Below are 19,154 nucleotides of genomic sequence, written 5' to 3' on the forward strand. Positions count from 1 at the left end.
AGAACCTTCAAGGGCTTAGTTGCGGATTTGAGGATAACTGCAATGAGGAGAGGTTGTCAATGGAGCTTTCAATGCAGTCACATTCCCCCTTTAGATATCTCCTTTAGGCTATCTATATTTATGATTTACGAAGCCTAAACCCACTTTTTATTGCTCCATTATTTGGCACTCTCAGCAGAAAATTATAAATTTGTTGCATCTTATCAAACAATACTAACTAACCGTCATTATCTAAATTTATGAGGATTGAAGCTTATTCTCAGTTTATAAAGTCTGCAATTGCAACATTTTGCCTGCTGTTTGTGCCTTCTCTACAATCTTCTTTCCATGCACAGGAGAATAATATTGTCGTCATCAAACCAACGGATACTCCCGCTGACATTGTCAGAAAAGCAGCCCACGTGGTACCTTCTGCGCGACAATTCAACTGGCAACGTCAGGAACTCACAGCATTCTTACACTTTGGCATAAACACTTACACCGGCAAAGAATGGGGTGACGGAACGGAATCCGAGGCAATCTTCAATCCCACAGCACTTGATGCAGACCAATGGATAAGCGAATTGAAAGCTGCCGGCTTTAAATGTGCCATTCTTACTTGCAAACATCATGACGGTTTCTGCTTGTGGCCATCGGCCTATACAGAGCACAGCGTGAAACATTCTCCATGGAAGAACGGCATGGGGGATGTAGTTCGCGAGGTGAGTGACGCATGCCAAAAGTATGGTATGGCCTTTGGCGTTTATCTGTCTCCATGGGACCGCAACTCCAAGCTCTATGGAACAGAAGCATATAATGATTATTTCGTAAACCAACTTACAGAACTTCTCACGCAGTATGGCAAGGTAAGCGAAGTATGGTTTGACGGGGCCTGTGGCGAAGGAGCTAACGGAAAGAAGCAAGAATATGATTTCGTTCGTTGGTATGAGCTTATCCGTAAACTTCAACCCGAAGCTGTAATTGCTGTCATGGGGCCTGATGTCCGCTGGGTTGGAACAGAGACAGGACGTGGCCGTGCTACAGAATGGAGCGTTGTTCCTAAAGATAATCTCGACCAGGAAGCTATTGCACAGAACTCACAAAAAGAGGTATTGACACAGCCCGTTGGCGACATGATGGGGCAAGACCTCGGTAGCAGAAAGATTATAGAAAAGGCAAAATCACTCATTTGGTATCCTGCAGAGATTGATGTTTCTATCCGCCCGGGGTGGTTTTATCATGAAAGCCAAGACCACCAGGTTAAAACGCCAAAAGAATTAATGGACATCTATTTCACGTCCGTGGGCATGAATGGTGTTCTTTTGCTAAATCTACCGCCAAACAAAGAAGGTAAATTAGCCGAAGCTGATATCCAAAGCCTGCGCGGTTTCCGTCAGTTGTATGATGCCACATTTACAGACAACCTGCTTTCCAATGCCAAAATCACATGCAAAGTGTCTGAGGGAAAGCCCCGTAATATCATAGACAACAATTATGACACCTCCGTTTTACCAAATATGAAAACAGGAGAAGCGGTCTTCCTCTTTAAGTTAAAGCAGCCAGTAACATTCAATGTACTTTCTGTTCAGGAAGACATTCGTAAGGGGCAACGCGTAGAAGCATTCACACTTGAAGTGAAAGACGCACATGGAAAGTGGCAGAAAGCAACCGAAGGGACTACCATCGGGCACAAACGCCTATTGAAATTTCCGCTTCAGACAGCAAAGGAAGTGAGGCTTACTGTCCAGCAAGTGCGCGCTGTTCCGGCGATTGCAGAGATTGGTTTGTACCACCTTAAGGAATAGAAATTTACACCTTATTATATATAAGGAGTTTCTTTGATACACGACAGTAGAGTACTCACACTGCAAATAAGCAACAAATTCATTGAAAACACTTGCATATTCCAATATTTTTTACGAATATTGCAAACAATATTCACGCTATCTGTTGTGGTTCTCTGCGCTTAACCGTTAGCTCACAATTAAAAACCTCACTATGAAGAAAACGCTGTTCACCCTATTGCTTGTAGCTGTTTCGCTCACCGTTCAAGCACAACATTTCATCAAAGATGCCTCTTTCAGACAGAAAGTAGAGTCTGCCTGGAAAGCAAAAATAAATCTTATCGGTGCAAAATATTGGGAGATTAAAAACTTGCAGACTACCCCAGAAGAAGAGGAAGCACTCAAGTTCCTCTATGCCTACATGCCCATCGCCGACGCAACCGATTATCCCAAAGCCTATCATTTAGGCAATGTGCGCACAGCTTTACGCACACGCAGAGAGATGCCGTGGGGCAAACAAGTTCCAGAATTGCTCTTTCGCCATTTCGTTCTGCCCATGCGCGTGAACAACGAACCGTTAGACAGTTCGCGAGCTATCTTCTTCCGTGAGCTGAAAGAGCGTGTAAAAGGACTCTCCATGACGGATGCAATATTGGAAGTTAACCATTGGTGCCACGAAAGAGTGACCTATGAGCCTTCCGATGCCCGCACCTCTTCTCCCCTGCAGTCTATCCAAACAGGACGCGGACGATGCGGCGAAGAGAGCACGTTTACAGTGAGTACGCTGCGGGCTATCGGTATTCCTGCCCGACAAGTATATACGCCCCGCTGGGCACACACAGATGACAATCATGCCTGGGTTGAAGCCTGGGCAGACGGCAAATGGTACTTTTTAGGTGCATGCGAGCCAGAACCTGTTTTGAATTTAGCATGGTTCAATGCGCCTGCCTCACGCGCCATGCTCATGCACACACGTGCTTTCGGCGACTACGAAGGCCCCGAAGAAGTGATGTTGCGCACAAACAACTTCACTGAAATCAATCTGATAGACAACTATGGAAGTACAGGAAAAATAGATTTCAGTATTATCGACCTACAAGGGAAGCCCGTTGCGGACGCAAGGGTAGACTTCAAAATCTATAATTATGCCGAATTCTACACGGCTGCCTCCAAGTACACTGACAGTAACGGACAGACATTCCTCTCCGCAGGAAAGGGAGATATGCTCGCCTGGGCATCCAAAAATGGGCATTTCGGATATGCAAAGGCTTCTTTCGGGAAGGATAAGCACGTCACAATCAAGCTTTCCTATGACGAAAAGAACTTTGGAAAAGAAGAGGATTTAGACATTGTTCCTCCGGTAGAACATGTGATTTTGCCAGATGTCACTGATGCACAAAGAGCACACAACAGTGCCCGACTCGCAGAAGAAGACGCTATGCGAAATGCTTACATTGCCACTTTCCCGACACAGGAGAGCATGAAAGACTATGCCATTCCTGCTGCCATACCTTATATTATAAAAGCACGTGGCAACTGGAAAACCATTAAGGCGTTTGTTGAAAAGCATGCTTCAGACAGAGTGCGGGCACTTGAACTACTAAGCACATTAAGCGACAAAGACCTTCGCGACATGCCCATGGAAATCTTGGAAGACAACATGAGCGCACCAAGCGATCAGCTTTCACCACGCGTGGAAAATGAAATGATACTCAAACCCTTCAAGCATTTCTTTGCAAAGACATTCAGCAAGGAAGCCCAAACCTTTAGAAATAATCCTGCACTACTGGTCAACTGGATACAGAAAAACATCAAGATGAATCCCGACAAACATGCCATGAGAATTCCCCAGACACCTATCAGCGTATGGGAATGCAGAGTTGCAGACGAAAGAAGCAGGGACATCTTCTTTGTAGATGTAGCCCGAAGCATAGGCATTGATGCTCGGAAAGATGCTGTTACGGGTAAGATACAATATAAGAAAGGTGGCAACTGGATGGATGTGGACTTTGATACAACAGTTCAACAAGTGGCTAAAACCGGCACACTCATCCTCAACTACACACCCACCGAATACTTAGACGACCCAAAATATTACACACATTTCACGATAAGTAAGATTATCAATGGGCGCACATGGCTTATGAACTTCGACGAAGGACAGTTAGATATGGGGGGAGGAACAACCTGGTCGAATGTTTTCAAAAAGGGAACAACATTAGATGAAGGCACTTACCTGCTGGTGTCCGGTCAGCGAATGGCCGATGGAAGCGTGATGGTTCACAAGCGTTTCTTCACGATTGAACCAGGAAAAACCACTGCAATAAATCTTATAATCCGTCAGGAGACAGAGGGCATAAAGGTCATTGGCAGCTTCAACAGCGAAGACTTGTTTGAAAAGGATGGGCAAGAAGTCTCTGTCTTAAGCCAGACCGGTAGAGGCTATTATGTCTTGGGAATTCTCGGTATAGGCCAGGAACCAACCAACCACGCCCTGCATGACATCGCAAAACTGAAAGAGAAACTCGACAAATGGGGGCGACCGATGGTGCTGCTCTTTACGAGTGAGGCTGAGAAAAAGAAGTTTGAAGCCCAGAAGAGCGAGTTTGGCAGCCTGCCTGAAAAGACAATCTTCGGCATAGACAGGAATGGAATAATCCAGAAAGAGATTGCAAGAGAGATGAAACTTCGCAATGCCAACCAGTTGCCGATATTCATTATTGCCGACACTTTCAATCGTGTTGTGTTCATTTCTCAAGGTTATACCATTGGATTGGGCGAGCAATTGGTGAAAACGGGCAATAAATTGTAAGACCATGAGCAATATGAAAGAGCGGAAAAAGTTTGAATTTGAAGTCTGTGCCAACAGTGTTGAAAGTTGCATAGCAGCCCAGCGAGCAGGCGCCGACCGCGTAGAACTCTGCATGGGAATACCCGAAGGGGGCACAACGCCCTCTTACGGAGAACTGCAAATGGCAAGAAACTTGTTGAAAGAAACACGCCTGCATGTCATCATACGCAATCGCGGAGGTGACTTTCTCTATGCTCCGCAAGAGTTGGAACGCATGGCAATGGATATCGGTCTGTGCAAACGCGTGGGTGTTGACGGTGTTGTTTTCGGTTGCCTGACGCCAGAAGGAGACATTGACAAAGCTGCCAACACCTTTCTTTTAGAGCATGCAAAAGGAATGAGCGTCACCTTTCATCGTGCCTTTGACCGCTGCCGAGAGCCCAAGGAAGCCTTAAAAGAAATCATAGCATTGGAATTTGACAGAGTGTTGACCTCCGGACAGCAACCTACGGCAGAGCAAGGTATTCCCCTACTCCGGCAACTTCATGTCTTAGCAGACAACAGAATTATCCTCATGGCAGGCTGCGGAGTGAATGAAAGCAACATAGCACGTATTCATAAAGAAACAGGAGTGCATGCCTTTCATTTCTCTGCACGCGAACCCAAGCACAGTCTTATGACCTATGCCAACCCTGCAGTTTTCATGGGAAAACCAGGAACCGACGAAGACACTATTCTGACAACAACAGAAAGAAGAGTAAGAAATACGATAGATGCCCTGCTGAATGGATAGGAGAAACTTATCTCTTTTCTTCCCGTTAGCTTCAAGAATTTCCCTTCATGAGTATTGCTCAACGGACTATGATGCGTGGAAACGGATTATATGTTAATTTATTTCAAGGATATTTACAATTGTCCTCGCCTGTTTTGGAAATTTGAATAAAAGTCTACCTCCATTCCAAATAACGCCCGATTTTTGGCATTTTGTAACACAATGGTTATCAACATGTTGTAAAAAATATATCGAATTACAACAACAAATATTATAAAAAAGCTTTGTAATTTGCATCAGATTAGGTTGTAACTCGCACTCAATTATCGTCTGTTTTGACTCAAATAGCAGCATCATCTGACTTGAATTACCATCTACTATGAATGGAATTGTAAGCAAAAAGCATTAAAGTCGACAGATTATCTCTATTTTCCGGCTGCTTTTTCCCTGGTTTGTGACACTCTGAAATGTTAAAAATTATAGATTATATTTACAAAAAAGAGACACTCAAAAAGTCTGATTTAGCTTGTTCTGTTTTGTAGTTTCACTTTTTTTTCATACTTTTGCACCCTCTCTATAAACAAATAAGATGAATAAGTTATTTTTATCCCTTTGCTTGCTGATGATTAGCTTGGCGAGCAAAGCTCAGGAGCAGCTACCAAAAGTGATACTTAAAGATTTTGAAGGGAAACTTGTACAAACAGACACTATCTCAAATAATGGGAAACCGCTCATTATTGCTTTCTTTGCAACCTGGTGTAAACCGTGCAACCGCGAGCTCAAAGCCATTGATGAACTTTACGATGATTGGCGGCAAGAAACAGGTGTGCGAATTGTAGCAGTCTCCATTGATCAGGCACAGAACATCAACAAGGTAAAACCTTTGGTTGACCAGAACGGCTGGCGTTATGATGTATTGCTCGACCCCAACAGCGATTTGCGACGTGCATTGGGCATTCAAATGATACCTTATACGGTATTGCTTGATGGACAAGGTAATATTGTCTATAAACACAATGGCTATACCGACGGTGCAGAAGTTGAGCTTTACGAAAAGATAAAAGAAGTTGCAGGCAGATAGTGTTATGAAAAGATGGACAATGATAGGATTGCTCATTGGCATAACAAACATGCCGCTTTGTGCACAAGAGCAGCCGAATAAATTGCGCATTTCCGGGAGTATTCAAAGCGATATGCTTCTGCCTGAAAAGGATAGTACTACGGGAGCTAATACGCTTAACGGCCGTTTTCTGACGAATACTTATATTGATTTGAAAGCCACAAGCCGTTACATAGAGGCTGGAGCAAGGTTAGAGTATTTGCAGCATCCGCTTCCCGGATTTGAAACTGATTTCAAAGGTTGGGGCGTCCCCTATGCTTATTTGAAAGGAAATTACAAGAATGCAGAACTGACTTTAGGTAGTTTCTATGAGCAGTTTGGGGCGGGTTTCATCCTCCGTTCTTATGAAGAACGAAGTCTCGGCATTGATAATTCACTGCAGGGTTTACGATTCTTCTATCGCCCTTGGGCTGGTGTTGCAGTGAAAGTAATCACAGGACGTCAGCGTAGATATTGGAAACACAATGACAGTTGGCTGACAGGAGGCGACATTGAGTGGAATATTGATGAATTGTATAAAGGTTTAAGACAACACAACACCTATGCTACATTAGGTTTCTCTTACGTTAATAAATATGAGAAAGACGAAGTCATTATGACTGATCCTACCCACCGTCTACGCCTTCCACGCTATGTTAATGCCTTCGATGTACGATTGCGCGTACAGCATCGTGCGTTTAATGTACTGGCGGAAATGGCAATGAAAACTCAAGATCCCTCTCATGACAACGGTTACATCTACCGTAACGGCTACGTGACAATGCTTTCGGGATCATACTCCAAACGCGGAATGAGTCTGCTTCTGCAAGCAAAACGCAGCACGAACATGGCTTTTCGAAGTAGTAGAGGAGTGGAAGGGACGTCGTCTTTTGTCAACCATATGCCGGCTTTCACGATAGAACATACCTACGCTCTGGCTGCACTTTATCCCTATGCCACACGTCCCGAAGGGGAATGGGCTTATCAGGCTGCTGCTGCCTATACCTTTCCTAAAGGCTCAACGATGGGTGGAAGATATGGCACAATGGTAAAAGTAAATTTCTCACACGTTCATTCTGTGCGTAAGAATGGCGCAGGGGGCAGTGGCACTGACGGCTATGGCAGTCCGTTTTGGGCATGGGGAACGTCGACTTACTACCAGGATATTGATGTGCAATTAGAGAAACGTCTCGGCAAAACTACGAAAGTCAACTTCATGTATATGAACCAACTTTACAACCAAACCCTGCTTGAAGGACATGGAGGAATACTCCACTCGCATATCTTTGTAGCTGATGTGAAGCAGAAACTGGCACCCAAAACAACATTGCGTGTAGAGGGGCAGTATCTCTTCTCGAAAGAAGGCGACAGAGATTGGGCATTTGGTTTGGCTGAGTTGTCGCTTGCTCCACATTGGATGTTCACTCTAAGCGACCTCTACAATCTCGGCAGCACCCATGTCCATTATTACCAAGGCTTTGTGACATATAGCGGTGGAGCACACAGATTGCAATTGGGCTATGGTCGCACTCGTGCAGGCTATAACTGTTCGGGCGGTGTATGTCGCTATATCCCTGCGACCAAAGGACTTACACTTTCCTATAACTATAACTTCTGATAAAAATGAAAAGTTTATATATTCTTCTTTTGGTAGGCGTTGTACTTCTGACGGGGTGTGACCCAGTTGCATCTGACAACCGCCTTATTGAAGTGCCGGCAGCCACGCTTCAACGCAACGTGCTGATTGAAGACTTCACAGGGCAGCGCTGCATTTTCTGTCCAGCTGCAACCGAGGCTATCACGCAATTGCAAGCTCGCTACAGTGCCGACAAACTGATTGCCGTTGCCGTTCATGCTGGTCCGCTTGCCCTCAAAGCTGCGCCGGGCTTTGTAGGACTGCGCACAGATGTGGGAGATGCTTATTATAAAAAGTGGGAAGTTCCCAACGTGCCAAAAGCAATTATCAATCGTCGAGGCGGTGTGCTTTCCAAAGAAGCTTGGTCGGGACAAATCTATAATGAGTTTGCTCGGACAACAACAGTAGGTATAGAACTTAAATGTCAATATCACCCAGACACTCGCCGTGTGGAGATAACAACAGACTTGAATACTTTGACTGATAATATTCAGGGACGACTGCAACTTTGGTTGGTAGAGGATGGTATCGTTGCTCCACAGCTTTTTCCTGGTAATAAGGTAGACAACAACTATACACATAACCACATATTGCGGGCTGCGATCAATGGAGATTGGGGCACAGAGCTGATACTCTCTCCCAAACATGCGCACCAGGAAAGAACTATTTATACGCTCCCCAATGGCATTGTCGCAGAGAAAGCGTGGGTGGTAGCATTCTTCTATAACGACAATGGCGTACTGCAAGTTGTTCGACAGAAGATAGCTCTCTCATAAATGAAACATAAATTCTAAAATACAAATATTAAATACTTAACATGAAATTACGATTACTTGTTTTCTTTGGTCTATTGACCAGTTTTTTTATTAATACACAGGCACAGGCAATTTCTAATGAAGTTGTGTTCGTTGATGCTAATGGCAATGTCCTTGCTCCCAATGCAACGCTTAATCTGAATAAGATTGAGGAGTCCTCTCTCCTGCCTGGATGGAAACAAATAACTGAAAAGTTATTTATCAGCAACACCTCAGCTAAGACCGTAAAGGTAAAACTCTCCTGCACTATCACTGCCCTCGAAGAGGGTCAACTGCAAGTCTGTGCACTTGAGAATTGTACCATAGAAGAAACCGTCAAGACCTATGACGTGAGCACAAAGGAATTGCCTGCCACCGCCCAGAAAGAAGAAATTCATGCAGACTACTCTTTTCCCGACAAAGGAAAATGTATAGCCACATTGCAACTCTTTATTGAAGAAAAAGGAGAAAACGGTACGACAACAGAGAAGGCCGGCCCTAAAGTTACACTCAACTTTGAGCCAAAGAGCACAGGAATAATATCTTCCTCATTACAAGACAACTATACTTACGATGTTTTCAACACCAAGGGCATATTACTGTATAAACAGTTAACCTCTCTGTCCAAGCTCCCCAAAGGTGCCTATATCGTAAATCGCAAAGGTGTGAAAGGTTCTGTTTCCACTCAAAAATACATTGTTCCCTAAGTATTCTCCTCAAACAACACATTATACAACATGATAAAAAGAATTTATATCCTGCTTCTTGCACTCATTGCAATCATCGGTTATCCGGGTGATATCAGTGCCAATGATTATACCCTGATTCCCTCTACGGGCCGAAAAGTATATGTGCCGCTCACTGCGGAAAGTGCAAAAGGACAGCTGCTGATTACCAATTATGGCAATACTCCCATTCAAAATTTTGATTATACGCTATCTTTCCTTGGAAATATCCTACAAGAGAAAAAGTTTGTGCTGACTGAACCATTGAAGCGTATGGAGGGAGCAACAATAGAAGTGGATGTGCCTCCACACAACCAAATTTCGGAAACAGAATTATTGCTTACAATAACAAAAGTCAATGGTGAAGCCAATAGAGCTTCTGTCAACTATGCCACGCTTCCAAGAATTACAGTTACGAAAGTGCCACGCCGAAAAGTTGTTGTTGAGGAGTACACGGGGATGTGGTGTGGATACTGTCCACGTGGTATAGCGCTCATGGAGAATTTGGCGCATAACTATCCTAACGATTTCATCGGCATTGCCATTCATACGGGTGGCAGTGCTGACCCCTTGACTTGTAATGACTATGCCTGGAAAGCTTCAGATCACAGAAGCCGCCCTACACTCGACATGAACAGGAACCTTTTGTTGGGTTATGCCAAGGCTATAACCGAGTTTGAAGAAGAAAGAGCTAAAGGTGCGGATATGGATGTTGAAGTCTCTGCCACGTGGGATGCAGAGAAAGAAAACATCACGGTAACTCCACGCGTCACATTCTGCATAAATAAGAATGAAGCCCCATATGGTTTTGCCTATATACTGACGGAAGACGGAATGAAAAGCCCAAACTGGATACAATACAATAATTATTCGGGAAGAACAGCTGAACGTGGAGTATCAAAAGAGCTTGACTATTTTATCGATGCTCCTTACGATATAAGAAATCTTGAGAATAATTTTGTCGCCATTGCAGCCGAAGGAGTCAAAACCCCTTTGACCGGCTACATCAAAACTCCGATAGAGGCAGACAAGACACAAAGTCATGAATATGTATTTCGCAATATTTCTCATAAGCGCGTGATACAAGACAAGTCGAAACTGAATGTTTGTGTGTTGCTGATTAATATGAAGACCGGGCAAATCGAGAATGCAGCCAAATGTAGTATTTCTGATGCCAATACTACTGACATTTCCTCTTTGCCACAAAAAGAGAATACTTCTGTAGAAACTGAACGCTATACCATTGACGGTCGTCGCATCATGGCTCCACAAAAAGGAATTAATCTTGTGAAATATAGTGATGGGCGCGTGCGTAAAGAGATTGTAACACGCTGATAAGAATATTGGGTGACTATATACGACATTATATTAATATATACGAAACACCGCTTAACTCAACAGTTGAAGCGGTGTTTTTGTAATATGCAAGGCAATCATATTCAATCAACACCCTGCGTTTTCAGTCTTCAGCCAGCACTTTGCGCTTGGAAATATCACATTTGGCCTTCTCGGGGTATCCCGAGAACCCGTTTTTCAAATTTTCCGAGCTTCGGCCCCCCCCGAAGCCCTACTTTTCCCGTTTTTCGCTCGTCGCTTGCAAGCGAAACGCTGTTTTTAGCGTTTTCTGCATTTCGCTCACGAGCAACGGGCCATTTTCAGCGTTTTTCGCTCGTCGCTTGCAAGCGAAACGCTGTTTTTCGCATTTTCTGCATTTCGCTCACGAGCGACGGGCCGTTTTCAGCGTTTTTCGCTCGTCGCTCATGAGCGATGAATGATTTTCAGCATTTTCAGTCTTTCCCCTGCGGGGGAAAGTCAGTTCTCGCTGTTATTTCGTTTTCCCTCGCAGGGGAAAACCGTTTTTTGAAGTTTTCCTGTTTTCCCCTATGAGGGAAAGCTCATTTTCGCTGAATTTTGATTTTCCCCCATGAGGGAAAGCTAATTTTTCTTGTTTTTTATTCATCCGAGACCTCGGACGACTGTCTTTTCCGATTTTCTGCTAATCCGAGGCCTCGGACAGCCAAGAAGCAATGCTTTTGAAACTTGGCACGCGACGGAAAACAAGAAAGCTGTTGAGTTCTGCCTGACTTTTAATCCTGTCGAATTCGGCACAATTAGAATTGGGATTATTCAACTGTTCCCAAATACCGAGAAACTCCACCGTATTACGGTTACAGAGCCGGTTGGAGAAAAAGCCCCCCCACCCTTGGCGCGTAGCATATCCGTAAGGCTGATATGGTCAACAGGAATTGCACTTCTCCTGAATATTCAGATAGATTAACCTGGGAATTTTATATTTCAAAGTTAACAACGCCAAGAGTCCATGGGGGGTATTAAAGAGTAAATTTATTCTAATTATATGTATTCTTTTGTTTATAGAAGTTAATTTTATATGTGGCATATAAGCCATTACAAATGGATATCGTATATTTGCAGCGCAAATCTAAACAAGGAACCAATAACAACGAAGCATGGGTTTTGAGATATCTCTTACGATGACTCGCGAGAGGACTCTAAATAAATTTAATGTTAACAAATACACAAATCTAATGAAAACAGGAAAGATTTTCCCAGTAAGTGTTTTCCTATCTTGCTGCTGTTTGGAAGTTTTTGCTGGTAATCATGTTGCATCTGCTGAGAATTCCGGCAGGAGCTTGATTACTGCAGGCACAAACGTAACAGCATCGAAGATTTTGGAAACACAGCAATCTAATGGCGATGTAAAAGTAACAGGTACGATTGTCGACAATACAGGTGAGCCTGTTATTGGTGCAACTGTACGTGTAAAAAACAGTAAGAGTGGGACTAATGGTGTAATCACGGACATCGATGGTAAGTTTACTTTGACAACAACAAAGGGAGCTGTTCTTCTGGTTAGCTATATCGGAATGAATGCGCAGGAGGTCAAAGTTACAGGCAATGGCGAACTCAAAATTACATTGCAACCTGAGGCGCATACGATTGACCAGGTGGTTGTGACGGCCTTAGGTATTAAGCGTTCAGAGAAAGCTTTGAGCTATAATGTCCAGAAAGTAAGTAGCGATCAGCTTACCAAGGTGAAGAACGTAAACTTCGTAAACAGCTTGAACGGTGCGGTTGCCGGTGTCAACATCAATGCTTCAACTACGGGTGTTGGTGGTCCTACGCGTGTCGTTATGCGTGGTACAAAGTCTATCACGGGTGGCAACAACGTGCTTTACGTAATTGACGGTGTGCCAATGCTCAACAAGAGCGGTGGCGACATTGGCGGTGGTAGATATTCGAGCCAGCCAAGTGGCGAAGGTATTGCCGACATCAACCCTGACGATATCGAGAGTATCAACGTCCTCACCGGCCCTTCTTCTGCTGCGCTTTATGGTTCAGCGGCAGCCAACGGTGTTATCATGATCAACACGAAGCGCGGTGCAGAAGGAAAGGTGAAGGTTGCTGTTTCAAGCAGTATGGAATTCTCTAATCCTTTCGTCTTGCCGAAGTTCCAGAACACTTACGGCAACAAGGCCGGTTCATTCTATAGCTGGGGTGACCGTTTGGCAACTCCGTCTTCGTATAATCCAAAGAATTTCTTCAAAACAGGTCACAACTACATCAACTCTGTAACCTTGACAACAGGAACGAAGACAAATCAGACTTATATTTCTGTTGCAACTACGAATGCTACCGGTATTCTGCCAAACAACAAATACAACCGCTATAACTTTACGGCACGCAATACCAGTGATTTCCTCAATGACAAGCTGCATCTTGATGTCAGTGGAAGCTACATCATCCAGAATACACAGAACATGTATCGTCCGGGAGAATACTATAACCCACTGACTTCGGTTTATCTCTTCCCCCGTGGTGAGGACTGGTCGGCAGTTGAATTATACAAGCGTTATGATCCTTCACGCAAGTTGGCCACCCAATATTGGCCTTATGGCGACCAGGGTATGCAGCTGCAGAACCCCTACTTCATTACCAATGACATGATGACGCCGACCAAGCGTAAGCGTTATATGTTTATGGGTAGCCTGAAATATGATATCCTTTCATGGTTGAATGTTACGGGCCGAGTTCGTGTAGACAACACCAGCACCGAGTCAGAGAACCGCTTCCATGCAAGCGGACAGGGCATCTTGTATGCCGGCACACATGGTAATGGTATCTATGGACATTCACAGGGTACCGACCAGCAGACCTATTTGGATGTGATGTTCAATCTTGACAAGAGCTTTGGTAAAGACTATCGCTTGACAGCCAACTTGGGTGCAAGCCTTGAGGACTATCGTTCAAGCAGCGTAGGTTTTGGTGGTCCTATTCTGAAAGTGCCAAACCTGTTCTCTTCTTCAGCACTCGACCCTATCAACGCACGCCCGAGCGACTCTGAATTCCGTAAGCGTAATACAGCGATCTTCGCCAGTGCAGAACTTTCTTGGAAAGACATGTTGTTCCTCTCAATGACTGGCCGTAACGACTGGAGCTCATTGCTGGTAAATGCCAAAGAGCCTTCATTCTTCTATCCTTCTGTAGGTTTGTCAGCCATTGTTACTAAGATGGCAAAACTTCCGGAGTTCATTTCTTTCATGAAAGTGAGAGGATCTTACACAGAAGTTGGTTCTCCAATTCCAGACCGATACCGTGGTGTGACACGTGGTACCACTACCTATCCTATTGAAAATGGTATTCCTTCTACACGTACTATTCTTCCATTCTATGACTTTAAAGCTGAACGGACAAAATCATATGAATTGGGATTGGACTTGAGAATGTTTGAAAATAAACTGAATTTCGACTTCACTTGGTATCACTCTAATACTTACAACCAGACTTTCTTGGCTGAACTCTCTGCAACATCACCTTACACAGGTATGTATATTCAAGCTGGTGACATTGCCAACTCTGGTGTTGAAATGTCTTTGGCTTACAATGACAACATTGGTGGAGTAGACATAGAATCGCGCCTCATCTATAGCCGTAACGTCAACAAGGTCAGAAAGTTGGTTCATAACTATAACACCGGTATCGACGGTAAGATTATCAACTTCACAGAGACTTCTGCCGGTGGCGGTTACATTCGCGAGGGTGACAGTATGGGTGATGTTTATGTTACCAAGGTGTTGAAACGTGATGCTACAGGTAAGATTGCTGTTGGTGAAGATGGCAGTTTGTCTTCAATGGATCTTCCTAACGGTCAGCGTCTCAAAATCGGAAATACCAACCCTGACTTCAATATGGGGTGGAGAAACAGTATTTCATGGAAAGGTTTGAACCTTTCATTCCTCATCAACGGTCGCTTTGGCGGTATCGTAACCTCGCCTACACAGGCCGTTCTCGATCAGTTCGGCGTTTCAAAGGCTACTGCGGATGCCCGCGATCGTGGTTATGTTGAACTTCCTGATGGTCAGCGCGTCAATCCTCAGAAGTATTATGAGGTGGTTGCCAACCAGCAATTAATGGGCTATTACTATTACAGTGCAACCAATGTACGCCTGCAGAATATCAGTCTCAGCTACACATTACCAAGGACATTGCTCGGACAGGGCTGGCCAGGTATCACTGTTGGCCTTATTGCCAATAACCTTTGGATGATTTACAACAAGGCTCCATTCGATCCTGAAATTGCATCATCAACAGGTACTTACGGACAAGGAAGTGACTATTTCAGTGCTCCAAGCTTGAGAAGCGTTGGCTTCAGTCTGAAACTCAATTTCTAAAAATCAGTTTTTATGAAACGGAAAATTAATTCAATCATATATGTGTCTGCACTTACTGCGGCACTCTTCACATCCTGTCAGGCAGATTTCGAGAATATCAACCGCGATCATCGTCAGCCTACAGAAGAACAATTGCAACAAGACAACCTTAATATTGGTGGCTTTGTCACTGCTTTCGAGCAGAATATATTCCCTGTCGGATCATCCGGTACGAATTATGTCAACGATTATCAAATTCCATATACACTTGGTGGTGCATGCTGGATAGGCTATATGGCACCTGCTCAAAACAAATGGATTGGACGAGGTTTCCCAAGCTTTGCACTGAAGCCTTGGAGCCAGTACACCTATAATGTTATGGCAGGTAGCGCTTTCCGTAATTGGTCAGACATAAAGAAACGTACGACCAATGATCCCGAAGGTTTTGCAATTGCACAGATTATCAAGGTTGCAGCTGTACATAAAGCAGCAGATACTTTCGGCCCTATTCCTTATTCGAAGGCGGGTATCGAAGGTTCCACCACAGCAGAGTATGACTCTCAAGAAGATGTTTATAAAGCCATGTTGAAGGAGTTGGACGAAGCTGTTCAAACACTAAAAACCGGTGGACATGACGTATTCCCCAAGTATGACATCATCTATGAGGGCAACTACACGAAGTGGTGCAAGTTTGCAAACTCATTGATGCTTCGTTTGGCTATGCGCATTGTTTATGCTAATCCAACCTTGGCACAGCAATATGCAGAGAAAGCAATCACTAATCCTTACGGCGTAATTGAGTCTACCAAGGATGCAGCACAGCTGTCAAAAGGAGCAGGTGTAACGCTCAAAAATCCTTTAACAATCATCAATGGCAGCTACAATGACGTACGTATGGGCGCAGAGATTTCTTCTTATCTCAAAGGCTATAATGACCCACGCATTGGCAGTTACTTTGTTAAGGCAAAGAGCAATGGCATTGAGGGCTACTATGGAGTCCGTACGAATATCCCCAGCATAACAGATTACCTGGATAAAGAGAAGGCATCTTCTCTCAACGTACAAGATGGAACTCCGGTCTACATTGTCAAGGCTTCCGAGGTTTATTTCCTCCGTGCAGAGGGTGCACTCCGCGGCTGGAACATGGGTGGAGGCACTGCTCAATCGTATTATGAAAAAGGAATTACTACATCTTTCGAGGAGAATGATTTGAGTTCATCACAAGCTACTGCATATGCAGCAAACAGCACTGCCACTCCTGCAAACTTTGTTGATGCACTTCATTCAGAGTTTAACGCAACAGCAACTTCTACCATTACGATTAAGTGGGAAAGCAGTGACAGCTTTGAGAAAAACCTCGAGCGTATCATCACTCAAAAATACTTAGCAATCTATCCTGATGGACAAGAGGCTTGGTCAGAGTATCGTCGTACGGGTTATCCTCGCATTTTCCCGGCAGTACTTACCTCTACAGATTGTGAAGTTGATGGTGATCTCCGTCCTACTCGTATTCCCTACTCAAACGATGAATACGTAAAGAACTTGGAAAACATCAAGAAAGCGGTAGACCTGCTTCATGGCCCAGACAATGGTGCAACACGCGTTTGGTGGGACAAAAAGAATAAATAACACTTAAAGAACATTCAAATGAAGAAATATTTTATTTTCAGTTTCATCGTTTTGCTCTTTACAACAGTAAGTTGCAGTGATTGGACTGAGACAGAAACCAAGAATATAGACAAGCTGCTGGCGGGTGCAGACTCTGCACAAGCAAAAGCATACAGGGCTTATTTGGAAAATTTACGTGCCTACAAGAAAACGGATCATCAGGTCACTTTCGGCTGGTTTGGTGGCTGGAACGGTGAAAGTCCGGCTTCACGTTGCCTTTACAATCTTCCCGACAGTACAGACTTCGTGTCACTTTGGGATGGTTTCTCAAACCTAACAGCTGCGCAGCAGGCTGACTTGAAACGTGCTAAAGAAATCAAAGGCATCCGTGCATTGGCTTGCGCTCTCCTTTTTGATATAGGTAAAGGTATCACTCCTGAACAGCCTAAATCTTCTAAAGATGCAGGAGAATCATGGGAAACCTATAACCATAAATATTGGGGTTGGGTTGACGGTGATGAGGATAAGATTAGCGCCGCAGTCGTTAAGTATGCTAATGCTATCTGTGACACTATCTACAAATATGACTTAGACGGCTTCGATCTTGATGCCGAGCCTAGCTATCCGCAACCATTCCATACCAACAAAGAAATGTGGAAGAAAGACCGAATGAACCTCTTCATCCGCACCATGGGTAAGCGTATCGGCCCGAAAGCCGAGACAGAAGAAGGGCGAAAGAAGCTGTTAGTTGTCGATGGTGAGCCTGATTGGTTCTCTGCAGAAATGGCTTTATACTTCAATTACTATATTCTTCAGGCCTATAACTGTAGTTCTTATAGTAACCTGGACTATCGACTGAACAATCTTGTGTCTCGATTCTCACCATTACAAACAGCAGAAGAAGTTGCAAAGAAACTCATTGTGACAGAAAACTTCGAAGCTCTTTCCGCTACTGGTGGCGTAACCTATACCACACGTGATGGCAAGAAAGTTCCATCATATATAGGTATGGCTATGTGGCAACCCAAGAAAGGCCGTAAGGGTGGTATCGGAAGCTATCACATGGAAAAGGACTATGCAGCAAGTCCTGTATACAAATACTTACGCCAAGGTATTCAGATTATGAACCCTGCTGTAAAATAATTAAATGATAAAAAACATGAGACATATAATTAAAATCTTTGGAATTGCCTCTTTAGCATGCCTCACATGGTCATGTGCCAATGTAGATTATGATGAAGTTGGAGATGAAAGCAAATTGCCAAACGCCGTCTACATTGATGGCGCAGACGTAACACCTTTGACAAAACTAACTGTTGATGATACAGGAGGTAAAGGTTCGTTCACCGCCCGCGCTGCTAACAAATTAAGTTCGGATGTAAACTTGAAGTTTGCTATAGATGAAGAAACATTGGCAAAATACAATAAAACCAATGGCACAAACTACAAGCTTTTACCTGCCAAATACTTTAACTTATCAGCTGAGAACCAAACAATTAATGCAAACACCGTTGCAAACGGAGCAATTGATGTCAAGGTAAAACCTCTCGGTGAAGATTTAGATGCATCCACGAAGTATGCTATTCCTGTGAAACTTGTTTCTGCAGAAGGCAGCAAAATCTTAACTTCCAGTGCAACTAAAATATTCGCTATTGACCGTGTGCTCTATACAACCTCCTTGCGTCAAGATGGCTTCTATCTCAAGACCGTATTCCCAACACCATATACAGGCCTGCAGGAATGGACAATGTCTTATGCTATTAAGCTTGACCGCAACAAGGCTAACCAGGCTGTTCTCTCGCCAGACTTCTACTCTCGCGTCACTGCAGATGGTGGCTTGCAGATGAAAGTTGGCGAAACAGATGACCCCAAGGCCTTTGCCAAGACAAAACTTCAGCCTAAGAAGTGGTATTATATTGCATGGGTTTATGACCATCAGCATGTGAAATGCTACATCAATGGTGTGCTTGACAACGAGTTTAATGTGCCAAAAGTTGAGACCTTCACGAAGCTGAATATGAGCTGGGGCGCATTCGAAGGCTATGTTCGTGAGATACGCCTTTACAACAAGGCGCTGACTGCATTCCAGGTATTGGACAATCTTTACATTGAAACTCCAGATAATCCGAACCTGCTCTTCTATGCTCCATTGAATAAGAAGACCGGAATTAAGGATGTTTCGAAGAACAATCATCCTATTAAAGTCTATCTTCCAGGCTCCGGCGACAAGAAGGAATACACTCAGCCTTTGACTTGGAAAGACGAGAAGTTCCCAGAATAACACCAATCTTTAATTA

The 19,154-nt window shown here is 44.0% G+C and carries 12 protein-coding genes; all 12 read left to right on the plus strand.

Annotated elements, in window-relative coordinates:
- Positions 1-239 precede the first annotated feature (239 nt).
- Entirely contained in the window at positions 240-1,784 is a 1,545-nt protein-coding gene (locus HMPREF2983_RS09930; RefSeq protein ID WP_070668000.1) for an alpha-L-fucosidase, read from the plus strand.
- Between the two features lie 193 nt (positions 1,785-1,977).
- The gene (locus HMPREF2983_RS09935; RefSeq protein WP_070668002.1) at positions 1,978-4,575 is read left to right on the plus strand and encodes a transglutaminase-like domain-containing protein; all 2,598 of its coding nucleotides are present in this window, start codon (positions 1,978-1,980) and stop codon (positions 4,573-4,575) included.
- A gap of 4 nt (positions 4,576-4,579) precedes the next feature.
- Positions 4,580-5,347: a copper homeostasis protein CutC gene (locus HMPREF2983_RS09940; protein WP_070668004.1), complete on the plus strand. Its 768-nt coding sequence runs from the start codon at positions 4,580-4,582 to the stop codon at positions 5,345-5,347.
- A 568-nt stretch (positions 5,348-5,915) separates the two neighbouring features.
- On the plus strand, positions 5,916-6,407 hold the full coding sequence (locus tag HMPREF2983_RS09945) for a TlpA family protein disulfide reductase (protein WP_025879591.1): 492 nt from the start codon (positions 5,916-5,918) through the stop codon (positions 6,405-6,407).
- 4 nt (positions 6,408-6,411) lie between these two features.
- On the plus strand, positions 6,412-8,043 hold the full coding sequence (locus HMPREF2983_RS09950; RefSeq protein ID WP_070668006.1) for a DUF6029 family protein: 1,632 nt from the start codon (positions 6,412-6,414) through the stop codon (positions 8,041-8,043).
- A 5-nt stretch (positions 8,044-8,048) separates the two neighbouring features.
- A complete protein-coding gene (locus HMPREF2983_RS09955) occupies positions 8,049-8,837 on the plus strand; it encodes an Omp28 family outer membrane lipoprotein (RefSeq protein WP_070668008.1) in 789 nt (262 codons plus the stop codon).
- Between the two features lie 41 nt (positions 8,838-8,878).
- Positions 8,879-9,562 carry a hypothetical protein gene (locus HMPREF2983_RS09960; protein WP_025879590.1) on the plus strand — a complete coding sequence of 228 codons (684 nt, stop codon included), beginning with the start codon at positions 8,879-8,881 and terminating at the stop codon, positions 9,560-9,562.
- A gap of 30 nt (positions 9,563-9,592) precedes the next feature.
- On the plus strand, positions 9,593-10,915 hold the full coding sequence (locus HMPREF2983_RS09965; RefSeq protein WP_070668009.1) for a thioredoxin family protein: 1,323 nt from the start codon (positions 9,593-9,595) through the stop codon (positions 10,913-10,915).
- Positions 10,916-12,126: 1,211 nt separating this feature from the next.
- Complete coding sequence (locus HMPREF2983_RS09970; RefSeq protein ID WP_070668010.1) at positions 12,127-15,270, plus strand: SusC/RagA family TonB-linked outer membrane protein; 3,144 nt, start codon at positions 12,127-12,129, stop codon at positions 15,268-15,270.
- 12 nt (positions 15,271-15,282) lie between these two features.
- Positions 15,283-16,878: a RagB/SusD family nutrient uptake outer membrane protein gene (locus HMPREF2983_RS09975; protein WP_018919371.1), complete on the plus strand. Its 1,596-nt coding sequence runs from the start codon at positions 15,283-15,285 to the stop codon at positions 16,876-16,878.
- Between the two features lie 18 nt (positions 16,879-16,896).
- Positions 16,897-18,000: a glycoside hydrolase family 18 gene (locus tag HMPREF2983_RS09980; protein ID WP_070668011.1), complete on the plus strand. Its 1,104-nt coding sequence runs from the start codon at positions 16,897-16,899 to the stop codon at positions 17,998-18,000.
- Between the two features lie 16 nt (positions 18,001-18,016).
- Positions 18,017-19,138 (plus strand): DUF1735 and LamG domain-containing protein, encoded by a 1,122-nt coding sequence (locus HMPREF2983_RS09985; protein ID WP_210400383.1) that lies wholly within the window; start codon positions 18,017-18,019, stop codon positions 19,136-19,138.
- Positions 19,139-19,154 lie beyond the last annotated feature (16 nt).

This window comes from Prevotella sp. HMSC077E09 (assembly GCF_001814685.1).
Lineage (GTDB): Bacteria > Bacteroidota > Bacteroidia > Bacteroidales > Bacteroidaceae > Prevotella > Prevotella oris.